At 64.4% G+C, this 15,315-nt stretch carries 15 protein-coding genes; all 15 read left to right on the forward strand.

Going from position 1 to position 15,315, the window contains the following annotated elements; all coding sequences use genetic code 11:
• The first annotated feature begins 71 nt into the window (after window positions 1-71).
• Window positions 72-2,405 (forward strand): NADH-quinone oxidoreductase subunit NuoG, encoded by a 2,334-nt coding sequence (gene nuoG / locus BFE01S_RS15190; RefSeq protein ID WP_028226261.1) that lies wholly within the window; start codon window positions 72-74, stop codon window positions 2,403-2,405.
• Window positions 2,406-3,470, forward strand: coding sequence for an NADH-quinone oxidoreductase subunit NuoH (gene nuoH / locus BFE01S_RS15195; protein ID WP_028226262.1), 1,065 nt, complete (start codon window positions 2,406-2,408; stop codon window positions 3,468-3,470).
• Window positions 3,471-3,481: 11 nt separating this feature from the next.
• Window positions 3,482-3,970 carry an NADH-quinone oxidoreductase subunit NuoI gene (gene nuoI / locus BFE01S_RS15200; RefSeq protein WP_027795465.1) on the forward strand — a complete coding sequence of 163 codons (489 nt, stop codon included), beginning with the start codon at window positions 3,482-3,484 and terminating at the stop codon, window positions 3,968-3,970.
• 171 nt (window positions 3,971-4,141) lie between these two features.
• Complete coding sequence (locus tag BFE01S_RS15205; RefSeq protein WP_028226263.1) at window positions 4,142-4,816, forward strand: NADH-quinone oxidoreductase subunit J; 675 nt, start codon at window positions 4,142-4,144, stop codon at window positions 4,814-4,816.
• Between the two features lie 17 nt (window positions 4,817-4,833).
• Window positions 4,834-5,139 carry an NADH-quinone oxidoreductase subunit NuoK gene (nuoK, locus tag BFE01S_RS15210; RefSeq protein ID WP_006052894.1) on the forward strand — a complete coding sequence of 102 codons (306 nt, stop codon included), beginning with the start codon at window positions 4,834-4,836 and terminating at the stop codon, window positions 5,137-5,139.
• An 11-nt stretch (window positions 5,140-5,150) separates the two neighbouring features.
• The gene (gene nuoL, locus BFE01S_RS41890) at window positions 5,151-7,208 is read left to right on the forward strand and encodes an NADH-quinone oxidoreductase subunit L (RefSeq protein WP_028226264.1); all 2,058 of its coding nucleotides are present in this window, start codon (window positions 5,151-5,153) and stop codon (window positions 7,206-7,208) included.
• A gap of 15 nt (window positions 7,209-7,223) precedes the next feature.
• Entirely contained in the window at window positions 7,224-8,723 is a 1,500-nt protein-coding gene (locus BFE01S_RS15220; RefSeq protein WP_028226265.1) for an NADH-quinone oxidoreductase subunit M, read from the forward strand.
• A gap of 24 nt (window positions 8,724-8,747) precedes the next feature.
• Entirely contained in the window at window positions 8,748-10,220 is a 1,473-nt protein-coding gene (gene nuoN / locus BFE01S_RS15225) for an NADH-quinone oxidoreductase subunit NuoN (protein WP_042337679.1), read from the forward strand.
• Entirely contained in the window at window positions 10,220-10,522 is a 303-nt protein-coding gene (locus BFE01S_RS15230) for a DUF2818 family protein (RefSeq protein ID WP_028226267.1), read from the forward strand. Before nuoN ends, BFE01S_RS15230 begins: the two co-directional genes overlap by 1 nt.
• Before the next feature lie 102 nt (window positions 10,523-10,624).
• Window positions 10,625-11,215 carry an NUDIX domain-containing protein gene (locus BFE01S_RS15235; protein ID WP_028226268.1) on the forward strand — a complete coding sequence of 197 codons (591 nt, stop codon included), beginning with the start codon at window positions 10,625-10,627 and terminating at the stop codon, window positions 11,213-11,215.
• 248 nt (window positions 11,216-11,463) lie between these two features.
• Window positions 11,464-11,898, forward strand: a complete 435-nt coding sequence (locus tag BFE01S_RS15240) for a DUF1178 family protein (protein ID WP_028226269.1) — start codon at window positions 11,464-11,466, stop codon at window positions 11,896-11,898.
• A gap of 52 nt (window positions 11,899-11,950) precedes the next feature.
• Window positions 11,951-13,147 carry an acyl-CoA dehydrogenase family protein gene (locus tag BFE01S_RS15245; protein ID WP_028226270.1) on the forward strand — a complete coding sequence of 399 codons (1,197 nt, stop codon included), beginning with the start codon at window positions 11,951-11,953 and terminating at the stop codon, window positions 13,145-13,147.
• Between the two features lie 10 nt (window positions 13,148-13,157).
• Window positions 13,158-14,288 (forward strand): acyl-CoA dehydrogenase family protein, encoded by a 1,131-nt coding sequence (locus tag BFE01S_RS15250; RefSeq protein WP_028226271.1) that lies wholly within the window; start codon window positions 13,158-13,160, stop codon window positions 14,286-14,288.
• A gap of 66 nt (window positions 14,289-14,354) precedes the next feature.
• On the forward strand, window positions 14,355-14,813 hold the full coding sequence (locus tag BFE01S_RS15255) for a MaoC family dehydratase (RefSeq protein ID WP_028226272.1): 459 nt from the start codon (window positions 14,355-14,357) through the stop codon (window positions 14,811-14,813).
• On the forward strand, window positions 14,810-15,280 hold the full coding sequence (locus tag BFE01S_RS15260; RefSeq protein WP_042337680.1) for a MaoC family dehydratase: 471 nt from the start codon (window positions 14,810-14,812) through the stop codon (window positions 15,278-15,280). The genes BFE01S_RS15255 and BFE01S_RS15260 overlap by 4 nt, the downstream gene beginning before the upstream one ends.
• Window positions 15,281-15,315: the final 35 nt, after the last annotated feature.

Consider the following 15,315-nt stretch of genomic DNA (forward strand, 5'->3'; position numbering starts at 1 on the left):
CGCGCAGCACGACGCAACGGGGTATGCCGCCGGGAAATCGGGCGGTAACAGGTTAGGGACGATTAACCATCATGGTTGAACTTGAAATAGACGGCAAGAAGGTGCAGGTGCCCGAGGGCAGCATGGTGATCCAGGCTGCGCAGCGGGTGGACACGTACATCCCGCACTTCTGCTATCACAAGAAGCTGTCGATCGCGGCCAACTGCCGGATGTGTCTCGTCGATGTCGAGAAGATGCCGAAGGCCGTGCCCGCGTGCGCGACCCCGGTGTCCCAGGGCATGGTCGTGCGCACCTCGTCCGAAAAGGCCGTGCAGGGTCAGCAAGCCGTGATGGAGTTCCTGCTGATCAACCACCCGCTCGACTGCCCGATCTGCGACCAGGGCGGCGAATGCCAGTTGCAGGATCTGGCCGTGGGCTACGGCAAGTCGTCCTCGCGCTACAGCGAAGAAAAGCGCGTGGTGTTCCACAAGAACGTCGGGCCGCTCATCTCGATGGAAGAGATGACGCGCTGTATCCACTGCACGCGCTGCGTGCGCTTCGGCGACGAGATCGCGGGCGTGATGGAGCTCGGCATGCTCGGCCGCGGCCAGCATTCGGAAATCAGCACCTTCCTCGGCAAGACCGTGGATTCCGAACTCTCGGGCAACATGATCGACCTGTGCCCGGTGGGCGCGCTGACGAGCAAGCCGTTCCGCTTCTCGGCGCGGACCTGGGAGCTGTCGCGCCGCAAGTCGGTGAGCCCGCACGATTCGACCGGCGCGAACGTCATCGTGCAGGTCAAGAACAACCGCGTGATGCGCGTGCTGCCGTACGAGAACGAAGCGATCAACGAGTGCTGGATCTCGGACAAGGACCGCTTTTCGTACGAAGGCCTGAACAGCGAAGACCGCCTGACCCGCCCGATGCTCAAGCAGGGCGGCGAGTGGGTCGAAACCGACTGGCAGACCGCGCTCGACTACGTCGTGAAGGGCATTCGCGGCATCAGCGACGAGCACGGCGAGAACATGATCGCCGCGCTCGCGAGTCCGCACAGCACGATTGAAGAACTTTACCTGTTCAAGCAGTTCGCGGACGCGGTCGGCACGCCGAACGTCGATTTCCGCCTGCGCCAGAGCGACTTCCCGGCACCGCTCGCCGGTGCGCCGTGGCTCGGCACGAAGATCGCAGAGCTTTCGTATGCCGACGCGGCCTTCGTGATCGGTTCGGCCCTGCGCCGCGACCACGCGCTCTTCGCCGCGCGCCTGCGTCAGGCGGCCAAGGGCGGCGCGCAGGTCGCGCTGCTGCAGGCCACTGCCGACGCCTCGCTGATCCCGAACGCGCAGCGCATCGTCGCGGCGCCTTCGGCGTGGCTCGACGAGCTGGCCGGCATTGCCGCCGCGGTTGCCGAAGCGAAGGGCGTGGCACTGCCGGAAGCCTTCGCGGGCACGCAGGCGAGCGAGGCGGCGAAACAGGTTGCCGCATCGCTGGCAAGCGGCGAGCGCCGCTTCGTACTGCTCGGCAACGGCGCGGTTCAGCATCCCGACTTCTCGCGCCTGCATGCCGCGGCGCAATTCATTGCCGAGACGAGCGGCGCCACGCTCGGCTTCCTGACCGAAGCGGGCAACACGGTCGGCGCGCACCTCGCGGGCGCGCTGCCGGGCAACGGCGGCCTGAACGCGCGTGAAGCGTTCGAGCAGCCGCGCAAGGGCTATCTGCTCCTGAACGTCGAACCGGAATTCGATAGCGCGAACCCGGCTGCCGCGCGCGCGGCGCTCGGTCAGGCCGAAATGGTCGTCGTGTTCTCGCCGTTCAGGACGGGTCTCGAATACGCCGACGTGCTGTTGCCGATCGCGCCGTACACCGAGACCGCGGGCACCTTCGTGAACGCCGAGGGCACGGCCCAGACGTTCAACGGCGTGGTGCGCCCGCTCGGCGACGCGCGCCCCGCTTGGAAGGTGCTGCGCGTGCTGGGCACGCTCATCGGCGCGCGCGGCTTCGAATACGAAAGCGCGGAAGACGTGCGCCGCAAGGCGCTCGGCGACGGCGATCTGGCTGCGCGCCTCTCGAACCGGGCGGCCGTGCCGGTCGCGAAGGGCACGCTGGCCGCAGCGGCGCAAGGGCGCTTCGAGCGCCTTGCCGATGTGCCGATCTATCACGCCGACCCGCTCGTGCGCCGCGCCGAAGCGCTGCATCTCACGACGGCGGCGCGCGCGGCCAACACGGTCGGCCTGCCGGCCGCGCTCTTCGATGCGCTCGGTTTGAAGGAAGGCGAAGCGGTGCGCGTGCGCCAGGGCGACCTGTCGGTCACGGCGCCGGCAACGCGCGATGCGAATCTTGCGCCGACGGTGGTGCGCGTGTCGGCGGCCACGCCGGCCGGTGCGCAGCTCGGCAGCCTGTTCGGTGAACTGCTGGTGGAGAAGGCGTAAATGAGCTTGTTCGATACGATCAATGCAGGCGGCAGCCAGCTGCTCGGCGTGGCGTGGCCCACGGTGTGGGCGCTGGTGCGCATTCTCGTCGTCTCGGTGGTGATCCTGCTGTGCGTCGCGTACCTGATCCTCTGGGAGCGCAAGCTGATCGGCTGGATGCACGTGCGCCTCGGTCCGAACCGCGTCGGTCCGGCCGGCCTGCTGCAGCCGATCGCCGACGTGCTGAAGCTGCTGCTCAAGGAGGTGATCCAGCCCGCGCAGGCGAGCCGCTGGATCTACATGGTCGCGCCGATCATGGTGGTGGTGCCGGCTTTCGCGGTCTGGGCCGTGATCCCGTTCCAGGCGGGCGCGGTGCTCGGCAACATCAACGCGGGCCTGCTCTACGTGATGGCGATCTCGTCGATCGGCGTCTACGGCGTGATTCTCGCGGGCTGGGCCTCGAACTCGAAGTACGCGTTCCTCGGCGCGATGCGCGCCGCGGCGCAGATGGTGTCGTACGAAATCGCCATGGGCTTCGCGCTCGTCGTGGTGCTGATGGTGTCGGGCAGCCTGAACCTCTCGGACATCGTCGAAGGGCAGATGCGCGGCATGTTCGCGAACTGGGGCATCACGTTTCTCTCGTGGAACTGGCTGCCGCTGTTGCCGATGTTCGTCGTCTATTTCATCTCGGGCCTCGCCGAAACGAACCGCCACCCGTTCGACGTGGTGGAAGGGGAGTCGGAAATCGTCGCGGGTCACATGATCGATTACTCGGGGATGGCGTTCGCGCTCTTCTTCCTCGCCGAGTACATCAACATGATCGTGATCTCGGCGCTGGCTTCGGTGCTGTTCCTCGGCGGCTGGAGCGCGCCGTTCGGTTTCCTCGACTTCATCCCGGGCGTGTTCTGGCTCGTGCTGAAGGTCTTCTGTCTCCTGTCGGTGTTCATCTGGGCGCGCGCGACCTTGCCGCGCTACCGCTATGACCAGATCATGCGCCTCGGCTGGAAGGTGTTCATTCCGGTCTGCGTGGTGTGGCTGATCGTCGTCGGCTTCTGGTACATGTCGCCGTTGAGCATCTGGAAATAAGGGGCGACGCCATGAACGCTATCCAAAACTTCTTCAAGACGTTTTTCCTGACCGAGATTCTCAAGGGACTCGCGCTGACCGGCCGTTATACGTTCAAGCGCAAGTTCACGGTGCAGTTCCCGGAAGAAAAGACGCCCATCTCGCCGCGTTTTCGCGGCTTGCACGCGCTGCGCCGCTATGAAAATGGCGAAGAGCGCTGCATCGCGTGCAAGCTGTGCGAAGCCGTGTGCCCCGCGCTCGCGATCACGATCGAATCCGAGGTGCGCGAGGACAACACGCGCCGCACGACGCGCTACGACATCGACCTGACCAAGTGCATCTTCTGCGGCTTCTGCGAAGAAAGCTGCCCGGTCGATTCGATCGTCGAAACGCACATTCTCGAGTACCACGGCGAGAAGCGCGGCGATCTGTATTTCACGAAGGAAATGCTGCTGGCTGTCGGCGATCGATACGAAGCGCAGATCGCAGCGAACAAGGCAGCGGATGCACCGTACCGTTGATTTGAGTCTGACGCTGCATCGGCCCGCGGTCGGGCCGGCTGCGGGGAAGCTGTGTGCCGCGAACGGCGCATGCCCGCAGTTTGACCGCCGCGGCGCGGCGCACCCTGGTCTGGCCGCCAGTCTGCGCTGCGCAACCCGCCTTACGATGGCCTCAACGATGAACCCGTAATCATGGAATTCACCACCGTCCTGTTCTACATCTTCGCCCTGCTGCTGACGCTCTCGGGGCTGAAGGTGATCACGTCGCGCAACCCTGTCGCGTCGGCGCTCTTCCTCGTGCTCGCGTTCTTCAACGCGGCCGCGATCTGGATGCTGCTCGAGGCGGAATTCCTCGCGATCCTGCTGGTGCTCGTCTACGTGGGCGCGGTGATGGTGCTGTTCCTGTTCGTCGTGATGATGCTGGACATCAACGTCGACGTGCTGAGCCGCGACTTCAAGCGCTTCATCCCCGTGGCGACCCTCGTGGGCGCGATCATCGTCGTCGAAACGGCGCTGATCCTCTGGCGCGGCTATGGCGCGACGTCCGCGCCCGTGCCCGACACCTCGGCGGCGGCGGCTTCGGCGATCTCGAACACGCATCTGATCGGCAAGATCATCTATACGGACTACATCTTCGCGTTCGAAGTGGCGGGCCTCGTGCTGCTCGTGGCGATCGTCGCGGCCATCGCGCTCACCGTGCGCGAGCCGAAAGACTCGAAGCGCCAGGACGTCGCGAAGCAGGTGAGCGTGCGCCGCCAGGACCGCGTGCGTCTCGTGAAGATGCAGCCGGAGAGGGAAGTGCCGGAAGCGGCGCAGGCAACCGAGGGCGCCGCCGCGGGCGATGCCCCGGCCGGTACCAAGGCTTAAGCGCGGAGGAGCGAACCATGTTGACCCTGGCCCATTATCTCGTCCTCGGCGCGATCCTCTTTGCGATCTCGATCGTCGGCATTTTTCTCAATCGGCGCAACGTCATCATCATCCTGATGGCGATCGAGCTGATGCTGTTGGCGGTGAACACGAACTTCGTCGCGTTCTCGCATTACCTCGGTGACGTTCACGGACAGATTTTCGTGTTCTTCGTGCTAACGGTCGCGGCGGCGGAAGCTGCGATTGGTCTGGCTATTCTTGTGACTCTGTTCCGCAGCCTCGACACGATCAACGTCGAGGATCTCGATCAGCTCAAAGGCTAAGGCAGGCTGCTATGGCGACAACACTCAACGAAACCCTGCTGCTGGCGATCCCGCTGGCACCGCTCGCGGGCTCCTTGATTGCCGGGCTCTTCGGCAAAACCGTGGGGCGTGCCGGCGCGCATACCGTCACCATTCTCGGCGTGGCGATTGCGTTCGTGCTCTCGTGCATCACGCTCTCCGACGTGCTGGGCGGCGCGAGCTTCAACTCGACCATCTACGAATGGATGTCGGTGGGCGGCCTGAAGTTCGAAGTGGGCTTCCTGGTCGATTCGCTCACGGCGCTCATGATGGTGGTCGTGACCTTCGTGTCGCTGATGGTGCACATCTACACCATCGGCTACATGGCGGACGAGGAGGGCTACCAGCGCTTCTTCTCCTACATCGCCCTCTTCACGTTCTCGATGCTGATGCTCGTGATGAGCAACAACTTCCTGCAGCTGTTCTTCGGCTGGGAAGCGGTGGGTCTCGTCTCGTACCTGCTGATCGGCTTCTACTTCAAGCGCGAGAGCGCCATCTACGCGAACATGAAGGCGTTCATCGTGAACCGCGTGGGCGACTTCGGCTTCCTGCTCGGCATCGGTCTTCTGCTCGCGTACGGCGGCTCGCTGAACTACAACGACGTGTTCGCGAAGAGCCACGCGCTCGCCATGCTGACGTTCCCTGGCACCTCGTGGAACCTGCTCACGGTGGCGTGCATCTGCCTCTTCATCGGCGCGATGGGCAAGTCGGCGCAGTTCCCGCTGCACGTCTGGCTGCCTGACTCGATGGAAGGCCCGACGCCGATCTCCGCGCTGATCCACGCGGCAACCATGGTGACGGCCGGTATCTTCATGGTCGCGCGCATGTCGCCGCTCTTCGAGCTCTCAGACACGGCACTCTCGTTCATCGTCGTGATCGGGGCGATCACCGCGCTCTTCATGGGCTTCCTCGGCATCGTCCAGAACGACATCAAGCGCGTGGTGGCGTACTCCACGCTCTCGCAGCTCGGCTACATGACGGTCGCGCTCGGCGTGTCGGCGTATCCGGTCGCGATCTTCCATCTGATGACGCACGCGTTCTTCAAGGCGCTGCTGTTCCTCGCCGCGGGCTCGGTCATCATCGGCATGCACCACGACCAGGACATGCGCAACATGGGCGGCCTGCGCAAGTACATGCCCATTACGTGGATCACCTCGCTGATCGGCTCGCTCGCGCTGATCGGCACGCCGTTCTTCTCGGGCTTCTACTCGAAGGATTCGATCATCGACGCCGTGAAGCTCTCGCACCTGCCGGGTTCGGGCTTTGCCTACTTCGCGGTGGTCGCAAGCGTGTTCGTGACGGCGCTGTACTCGTTCCGCATGTACTTCCTCGTGTTCCACGGTGAAGAGCGCTTCCGCGGTCCGAAGCATCCGGAATCGCCGCTGGGCATCGAAGCGGCGCATGCCGCGCACGGCGGCCACGGCCACGATCACGACGACCATCATCACGAGCACGTGCCGCACGAGTCGCCGTGGGTGATCTGGGTGCCGCTCGTCCTGCTCGCCATTCCTTCGGTGATCGCCGGCGCGTATGCCATCCAGCCGCTGCTCTACGGTTCGTTCTTCCAGAGCGGCGTCGCCTTCGACAAGGTGATCTTCATCGGCCAGAACCACCCGGCTCTCGCCGAAATGGCCGACGAGTTCCGGGGCTGGGCGGCCATGGGCGCGCATGCGTTCTCGGGCGTGCCGGTGTGGCTGGCGCTCGCGGGCGTGGTGGTCGCGTGGTTCTTCTACATGAAGCGCCCGGACCTGCCGGCCGTCGTGCAGCGCACGTTCTCGCCGGTCTACAAGCTGCTCGCGAATGCGTATTACCTCGACAAGATCAATGAAGTGGTGTTTGCGCGGGGAGCGCTCGCGATCGGTCGCGGTCTGTGGAAGGAGGGCGACGTGGTCGTGATCGACGGCGTCGTAAACGGGAGCGCGAAGTTTATCGGCTGGTTTGCAACTGTCATTCGTTTCCTGCAATCCGGCTACATCTACCACTACGCATTTGCCATGATCATTGGTATGCTCGGGCTCCTGACCCTGTTTGTAACGCTCGGCGGCAAATAAGGCGAGGGAAACTGAATGCACGCATATCCGATTCTAAGTATTGCGATTTGGCTGCCGATCCTGTTCGGCATCGTAGTTCTTGTAGTGGGCTCCCTGCGGAGCTCGAGCGCGGATCGCTGGATCGCGCTCATCGGTTCGGTGCTTAGTTTTCTCGTCACACTGCCACTCGTTTCGGGCTTCGACACCACCACGGCTGCGCTGCAGTTCGAGGAGAAGTCGGTCTGGATCGACCGGTTCAACATTGCGTATCACCTCGGCATCGACGGCATCTCGATGTGGTTCGTCGTGCTGACGGCGCTTATCACCGTGGTCGTCGTGATCGCGGGCTGGCAGGTCATCCAGAGGAACGTCGCGCAGTACTATGCGGCGTTCCTGATCCTGTCGGGTCTTATGATCGGCGTCTTCTGCGCCGCCGACGGCCTGCTGTTCTACGTGTTCTTCGAAGCCACGCTGATCCCGATGTACATCATCATCGGCATCTGGGGCGGCCCGAACCGCGTGTACGCGGCCTTCAAGTTCTTCCTCTACACGCTGGCCGGCTCGCTCCTGATGCTGGTCGCGCTGCTCTATCTGTACCGCGAGACGCACAGCTTCGATCTCGCCTCGTGGCAGGCCGCGAAGCTCGCCATGACGCCGCAGATCCTGCTTTTCGTCGCGTTCTTCTTCGCGTTCGCGGTGAAGGTGCCGATGTTCCCGGTGCACACGTGGCTGCCGGATGCGCACGTGGAGGCGCCCACGGGCGGCTCGGTCGTGCTGGCCGCGATCATGCTCAAGCTCGGCGCCTACGGTTTTCTGCGCTTCTCGCTGCCCATCACGCCCGACGCGAGCCACTATCTCGCACCGGTCATCATCACGCTGTCACTCATCGCGGTCATCTATATCGGACTGGTGGCGATGGTGCAGGCGGACATGAAGAAGCTGGTTGCGTATTCGTCGATCGCCCACATGGGCTTCGTCACGCTCGGCTTCTTTATGTTCGGGCCGTCGAGCCAGATGGCGATGGAAGGCGGGATCATCCAGATGATCTCGCACGGCTTCGTTTCGGGCGCGATGTTCCTTTGCATCGGCGTGCTGTACGACCGCATGCATACGCGCCAGATCTCGGACTACGGCGGCGTCGTCAACACGATGCCGAAGTTCGCCGCGCTCGCGATGCTGTTCGCCATGGCCAACTGCGGCTTGCCGGGCACCTCGGGTTTCGTCGGCGAGTTCATGGTGATTCTGGCGGCGGTGAAGTTCAACTTCTGGATCGCGTTCGCGGCAGCGTTCACGCTGATACTCGGCGCGGCCTATACGTTGTGGATGTACAAGCGCGTGTACTTCGGCGCCATCGCGAACGACCACGTTCGCGAGCTGAAGGACATCGATTGCCGCGAGTACCTGGTGCTGGCAGTGCTCGCGCTGCTGACGCTTTTCATGGGCATCTACCCGAAGCCCTTTACCGATGTGATGCACGTTTCCGTGGATAACCTCCTCTCCCACGTCGCAGTGTCGAAGCTGCCGCTGTCACAGTAATACCGAGCGGAGGAATTAAAGATCATGCCAAACGCCCCTATGACCGCACTGCTACCCGACGCGCTGGTGATGGCCGCCACCGTCGTCGCGTGGCTCAACGACACGTTTACCGGTCCCTCGGGCCGCAAGACGACCTATTTCATCGCTTTCCTGTCCACGCTCGTGGCGGGGATCTGGTTCGCGGTGAACGCGTTCGATCCGCACGTGTACTACTTCTTCTCGCGGATGTACGTGGTGGATGCGTTCGCGAGCGCGATGAAGGCGGTGGTCTCGCTCGGCTATGCCGTGTCGATCGTCTATTCGCGCCAGTACCTGGAAGACCGCGACATGTTCCGGGGCGAGTTCTTCCTGCTCGGCATGTTCTCGCTGCTCGGCCAGCTCGTCATGATCTCGGGCAACAACTTCCTCACGCTCTATCTCGGCCTCGAGCTGATGTCGCTCTCGCTCTACGCCGTGATCGCGCTGCGCCGCAATAACGGTTCGTCGAACGAAGCCGCGATGAAGTACTACGTGCTCGGCGCGCTCGCTTCGGGCTTCCTGCTGTACGGCATCTCGATGCTGTACGGCGCGACCGGCGCGCTCGAACTGGACGAAGTGCTCAAGGCGGTGGCCTCGGGCCACATCAACGACATCGTGCTGCTGTTCGGCGTGGTGTTCGTCGTGGCGGGCGTGGCCTTCAAGATGGGCGCCGTGCCGTTCCACATGTGGGTGCCCGACGTTTATCAGGGCGCGCCCACGGCCATGACGCTGCTCACCGGCGGCGGACCGAAGGTCGCCGCGTTCGCGTGGGCCGTGCGCTTCCTCGTGATGGGCCTCTTGCCGCTCGCCGTGGACTGGCAGGAAATGCTCATCATCCTCGCGGCGCTCTCGATGATCGTCGGCAACATCACCGGTATCGTCCAGCGCAACGTCAAGCGCATGCTGGCGTACTCGGCGATCTCGAACATGGGCTTCGTGCTGCTCGGGCTGCTGGCCGGCATCGTGGACGGCAAGGCGGGCGGCGCGGCCAGCGCCTATAGCTCGGCCATGTTCTATAGCATCATCTACCTCGTCACGACGCTCGGCGCATTCGGCATCGTCATGCTGCTCGCGCGCCGCGACTTCGAAGCGGAAACGCTGGACGACTTCAAGGGCTTGAACCAGCGCAGCCCGGTGTTCGCGTTCGTCATGATGCTCATGATGTTCTCGCTCGCGGGCATTCCGCCGACGGTCGGCTTCTACGCGAAGCTCGCCGTGCTCGAAGCGACGATGAACGCCGGCCTCACCTGGCTCGCGATCCTCGCCGTCGTCACCTCGCTCTTCGGCGCGTTCTACTACCTGCGCATCGTGAAGCTGATGTACTTCGATGCGCCGAGCGATACCGCGCCGATCGGCGGCCACGCCTTCAATCGCGCGCTGCTCACGGTGAACGGCGCGGCCGTGCTGGTGCTCGGCATCATTCCGGGTCCGCTCATGTCGCTCTGCCTGCAGGCGGTTGCGCATACGCTGCCGCTGTAATGTCGGCAGCGGGCTGGTTCATTGTGCTGTTGGCGCTCGTCGGCGCCAACCTGCCGTTCGTCAATCAACGGCTGTTCGGCGTCGTGCCGCTGCGCGCGCAGAAGAAGAACGCGTGGCTGCGCATCGCCGAACTGATCGTGCTGTATTTCGTGGTCGGCGCACTCGGCTTCATGCTCGAAGCGCGCGCCGGCAACCGGTTCGACCAGGGCTGGCAGTTCTACGCCATCACGTTCTGTCTCTTCGTGGTGTTCGCGTTCCCCGGCTTCGCCTGGCAATACCTCGTCAAGCGCCGTCCGGCGTAATCTACGATCCTGCACGCTGCAAGGCGAGCGTCACGCGCCCGCCTTGCAGGCCGGGCACTCTCCTTGCATCGCCGCATCCATGCGGTATCCCAGAGGTTCGACATGGCTGAACAGCAGAAACACGACCCGGCGCTCGCCGAGACGTGCGTGGAAAGCACGACGCTCTATTCGGGCAACTTCCTGACCCTCAAGCGCGACACCGTAGCGCTGCCGGACGGCAAGCACGCCACGCGCGAGTTCGTGGTGCATCCGGGCGCGGTCATGGTGATTCCGCTCTTCGACGATGGGCGCGTGCTGATGGAGCGCCAGTACCGTTACCCGCTTGCGCGCGTGATGACCGAGTTTCCGGCGGGCAAGCTGGACCCGCAGGAAGGGGCGCTGGCCTGCGCGAAGCGCGAGTTGCGCGAAGAGACGGGCTATACGGCGCGCGAATATGTTTATCTGACCCGCATTCACCCGGTCATCTCGTACTCGACGGAATTCATCGACATCTACCTCGCGCGGGGCCTGACTGCCGGCGAGTCGAAGCTCGACGAGGGCGAGTTTCTCGAAACCTTCACGGCGACGCTGCCCGAACTGCTCGAGTGGGTGCGCAACGGCCGGATTACCGACGTGAAGACGATCATCGGCACGTTCTGGCTGGAGAAGGCGCTTTCGGACACCTGGCCGCTCGGCACGATCGAGCAGGGGTGAGGTTGGGGGCTGCGTTCGCGCTCCTTGCGGCCGACGACGTAGCTAAAGATGCAGCCGATGACGGCGGTCCATAGGGCCGCCGTTTTTGCTTCTGGCACCGTGATGGCTTCGCCGGGGACCGCGAGCGGCCCCCTCGCGGCAGCGCTACAATGAGCAACTTTGCCGGGATTGCCCCAGGCGAAAAATTTACGAACGATCGTTCAAAAATCTCAAAATTACGCTACACTCGTCGCTAAGCCCTGATTCCCATGAAGGTCCTCGATTTACAGTGCCCAGACGGCCATCGGTTCGAAGGCTGGTTTGCTTCTGCCGACGATTTCGAATCGCAGCGCTCGCGCAAGCTGGTGGAATGTCCGATGTGCGGTGCGAAGGACGTGAACCGCCTGCCCTCGGCACCGCGGCTGAATCTGTCTGGCGCCACCGAGGCGAGCTCCCGGCCCGCCGCGGATGAAGCGGCGCACCGGCAGGCAGCCGCCATGCGTGTACTGCGCGAGGTCCTGGACAAGACGGAGAACGTGGGCGACCGTTTCGCCGAGGAGGCGCGGCGCATTCATTACAGGGAAGCGCCGTCGCGCAACATCCGTGGAGTCGCATCCGCGGAGGACGCGCAGGCTCTCGTCGAAGAAGGCATCGAAGTGATGCCGCTGCCGGTTCCGGCCGCGCTGAAGGGCTCGCTCCAGTAAGCACGCGGGTCTTCGCCGCGGCGGCATTGGCCGCGGCCAGGAGACACTGCGCATGGATCTCGATTATTCCCCCGCCGACGACGCATTCCGCGCCGAAATCCGCACCTGGCTCGAGGCCAATCTGCCTCAGGCCGTGCGCCAGAAGATTCTCAACCACAAGCGCCTTTCCCGCGACGACATTGCGAGCTGGCATCAGTTGCTGGGCCAGCGCGGCTGGTCGGCGCCCGCGTGGCCCGTCGAATACGGCGGCCCCGGCTGGAACGTCGCCCAGCGCCATATCTGGGACGAAGAGTGCGCCCGCGTCGGTGCGCCGCCCGTACTGCCGTTCGGCGTGTCCATGGTCGCGCCCGTCATCATGAAGTACGGCAACGAGGCGCAAAAGCGCTACTACCTGCCGCGCATCCTCGCCGGCACCGACTGGTGGTGCCAGGGCTACTCCGAGCCGGGCTCGGGCTCCGACCTCGCTTCGCTGCGCACGCGCGCCGTGCGCGAAGGCGATCACTACGTCGTGAACGGCCAGAAAACCTGGACCACGCTCGGCCAGCACGCCGACATGATGTTCTGCCTCGTGCGCACCGACCCGGCTGCCAAGAAGCAGGAGGGCATCTCGTTCCTGCTGATCGACATGAAAACGCCCGGCATTACCGTGCGTCCGATCGTCATGCTCGACGAAGATCACGAGGTCAACGAGGTGTTCTTCGAAGACGTGAAGGTGCCCGTCGAGAATCTGGTGGGCGAAGAGAATCGCGGCTGGACCTACGCGAAATACCTGCTCGGCCATGAGCGCACGGGCATTGCGCGCGTGGGCGCCTCGAAGCGCGAACTGGCGTTCCTCAAGCAGCTTGCCCGCAAGCAGAAGAAGAACGGCAAGCCGCTCATCGAAGATCCGCTCTTTGCGGCGCGCGTGGCGGCGGTCGAGATCGAACTGATGGCGCTCGAAGTGACCGTCGAGCGCGTGATCGCGAGCGAAGGCGCGGGGCGCGGCCCCGGTCCCGAGGCGTCGATGCTCAAGATCAAGGGCACCGAAGTCCAGCAGGCGCTGACCGAGCTGATGGTCGATGCGGTCGGCCCGCTCGCGGCGCCGTTCGACCCGGCGTTCCTCGAAGGCGAACACGCCCACGCGCTGGGCGGCGACGACGACGCGGCACCGCTCGCGGCGTATTACTTCAACTATCGCAAGACGTCGATTTACGGCGGGTCGAACGAAATCCAGAAGAACATCATCTCGCAGATGATCCTGGGGATTTGAGGAGCGGCGCATGAACTTCAATTTCACCGAAGAGCAACAGCAACTCGCCGACGCGCTGCGTCGCTATCTGGACAAGAGCTACGGCTTCGAAGCGCGCCAGGCGGTCGTGAAGACGCCCGAGGGCGTATCCGCCGGCCACTGGAATGCGTTCGTCGAACTCGGCCTCACGGCGCTGCCGGTGCCGGCGGAGCAGGGCGGTTTCGACGGCACGCCGCTCGACATGCTCGTGGTCATGCAGGAGTTGGGCCGCGCGCTCGTGGTCGAGCCGTACTGGGCCACGGCGGTGGGCGTCGAGGCACTCAGGCTTGCGGGCGGTGTGCCGCAGGGCGATAACGCGCAACTGCTCGAACGCGTGGCATCGGGCGAAGCGCGTCTTGCCGTGGCATTCCACGAGCCGGAGGCGCGTTACGACCTGTTTTCGATCGACACCACGGCCAGGGAAACCGGCGACGGTTTTGCGCTCACGGGCGCCAAGTCGGTCGTGCAGCACGGCGCGCAGGCGGACTACTGGATCGTGCCGGCGCGTCTTGCCGGCGAAGTCGCGCTTTTCGTCGTGGCGCGCGATGCGAAGGGTGTCGAAGTGCAGGACTACCGCACGATCGACTGCCAGCGCGCCGCCACGCTGAAGTTCGACGGCGCACATGCGCGCCGTCTGGGCGATGCCTCGGTGGGGGCGGCGGTGTGGGAACAGATCGCCGATTACGCGACCTTCCTGCTGTGCGCCGAAGCCATCGGCGCGATGGATGCGCTCAACCATGCCACGGTCGAGTACACGAAGACGCGCCAGCAGTTCGGCGTGCCCATCGCACGCTTCCAGGCGTTGCAGCACCGCATGGCCGAAATGCTGATCCACGCCGAGCAGGCCCGCTCGCTCACGTATCTCGCCGCGGCGCGCTACAGTAGCGAGTCGGCCGACGAGCGCCGCCGCGCGATTTCCGCCGCGAAGGTGCGCGTGGGGCAGGCGGCGCGGTATGTCGGCCAGCAGGCCGTGCAACTGCACGGCGGCATGGGCGTCACCAACGAGGTAGCCGCGGCGCATCTGTTCAAGCGCCTCACGATCATCGACACTACGCTCGGCGACGTCGATCATCATCTTGAGCGGTTTGCCGCGCTGCCGGGTTTTGCCGGATCGGCGGCGTGACGGTGACTTGAGCGGTGACTTGATCGGCAACCTGAGCGCGATACTGCAGCAGCGAGGAAAGCAACGATGGGCCTGAGTTACGAAGACCTGGAAGTGGGCAAGACGTATGAAGTCGGCTCGCATACGTTCACGCGCGAGGAGATCGTGCATTTCGCGGAGCAGTTCGATCCGCAGCCGTTCCACGTGGACGAAGCGGCTGGCGAGGCGTCGATGTTCCGCGGCCTCGTGGCGAGCGGCTGGCACACGTGCTCGGTCATGATGGGCATGCTGGTGCGCAATTTCCTGCACGGTTCGACTTCGATGGGCTCGCCCGGCGTCGACGAGATCCGCTGGTTCAAGCCGACGCGCGTCGGCGACACGCTGACCATGAAGAACACCGTCGTCAGCAAGCGCGTCTCGGAGAGCAAACCCGATCGCGGCATCGTCGAAACGCGCTGGGACGGCATCAACCAGCACGGCGAGACCATCGTCACGGTCCGCTCGAAGGCGCTGTTCGGGTTGCGCCATCCGGGAGGCGCGCAATGAGCGAGAGCGGAGTCGTGCAGATCGCCGACGTGGCGGCGCTGCGCGCGCTTGCGGGCGGCGCGCCGTTCACGAGCGGCTGGATCACGGTGGGCGAGCCGCAGGTGCTGGGCTTTGCCGACGCCACCGGCGACCATCAGTGGATCCATGTGGACGCGGAGCGTGCGCGCCGCGAGTCGCCATTCGGCGGCCCGATCGCGCACGGCTTTCTCACGCTTTCGCTGATTCCGGCGCTGCTCGAACAGACGGTGCAGATGCGCCAGCGCATGGGCGTGAACTATGGGCTCAACCGTGTGCGCTTCACGTCGCCGGTGCCTGTGGGCGCGAAGCTGCGCGCGCGCTTTGCCGTGAAGGAAGTGGGCGACATCGGCGACGGCGGCGTGCAGGTGACGTGGGATGTCACCGTCGAGCGCGAGGGAAGCGACCGGCCTGCGTGCGTTGCGGAGTTCATTACGCGGCACTACTTCTGAGCGCGTCACCATGAAAGAAGGGGCGTTCGGCCGTG

This window comes from Paraburkholderia ferrariae NBRC 106233, assembly GCF_000685035.1.
In the GTDB taxonomy this organism is placed as follows: domain Bacteria; phylum Pseudomonadota; class Gammaproteobacteria; order Burkholderiales; family Burkholderiaceae; genus Paraburkholderia; species Paraburkholderia ferrariae.

Bases quoted from the DNA above. Each gene is read 5' to 3' on its own strand.
- BFE01S_RS15255 (WP_028226272.1), top strand. From the start codon at position 14,355: ATGGGCCTGAGTTACGAAGACCTGGAAGTGGGCAAGACGTATGAAGTC.
- nuoH (WP_028226262.1), top strand. From the start codon at position 2,406: ATGAGCTTGTTCGATACGATCAATGCAGGCGGCAGCCAGCTGCTCGGC.
- BFE01S_RS15260 (WP_042337680.1), top strand. From the start codon at position 14,810: ATGAGCGAGAGCGGAGTCGTGCAGATCGCCGACGTGGCGGCGCTGCGC.
- BFE01S_RS15220 (WP_028226265.1), top strand. From the start codon at position 7,224: ATGCACGCATATCCGATTCTAAGTATTGCGATTTGGCTGCCGATCCTG.
- BFE01S_RS15235 (WP_028226268.1), top strand. From the start codon at position 10,625: ATGGCTGAACAGCAGAAACACGACCCGGCGCTCGCCGAGACGTGCGTG.
- BFE01S_RS15250 (WP_028226271.1), top strand. From the start codon at position 13,158: ATGAACTTCAATTTCACCGAAGAGCAACAGCAACTCGCCGACGCGCTG.
- nuoK (WP_006052894.1), top strand. From the start codon at position 4,834: ATGTTGACCCTGGCCCATTATCTCGTCCTCGGCGCGATCCTCTTTGCG.
- BFE01S_RS15245 (WP_028226270.1), top strand. From the start codon at position 11,951: ATGGATCTCGATTATTCCCCCGCCGACGACGCATTCCGCGCCGAAATC.
- nuoL (WP_028226264.1), top strand. From the start codon at position 5,151: ATGGCGACAACACTCAACGAAACCCTGCTGCTGGCGATCCCGCTGGCA.
- nuoI (WP_027795465.1), top strand. From the start codon at position 3,482: ATGAACGCTATCCAAAACTTCTTCAAGACGTTTTTCCTGACCGAGATT.
- BFE01S_RS15230 (WP_028226267.1), top strand. From the start codon at position 10,220: ATGTCGGCAGCGGGCTGGTTCATTGTGCTGTTGGCGCTCGTCGGCGCC.
- nuoN (WP_042337679.1), top strand. From the start codon at position 8,748: ATGCCAAACGCCCCTATGACCGCACTGCTACCCGACGCGCTGGTGATG.
- nuoG (WP_028226261.1), top strand. From the start codon at position 72: ATGGTTGAACTTGAAATAGACGGCAAGAAGGTGCAGGTGCCCGAGGGC.
- BFE01S_RS15240 (WP_028226269.1), top strand. From the start codon at position 11,464: ATGAAGGTCCTCGATTTACAGTGCCCAGACGGCCATCGGTTCGAAGGC.
- BFE01S_RS15205 (WP_028226263.1), top strand. From the start codon at position 4,142: ATGGAATTCACCACCGTCCTGTTCTACATCTTCGCCCTGCTGCTGACG.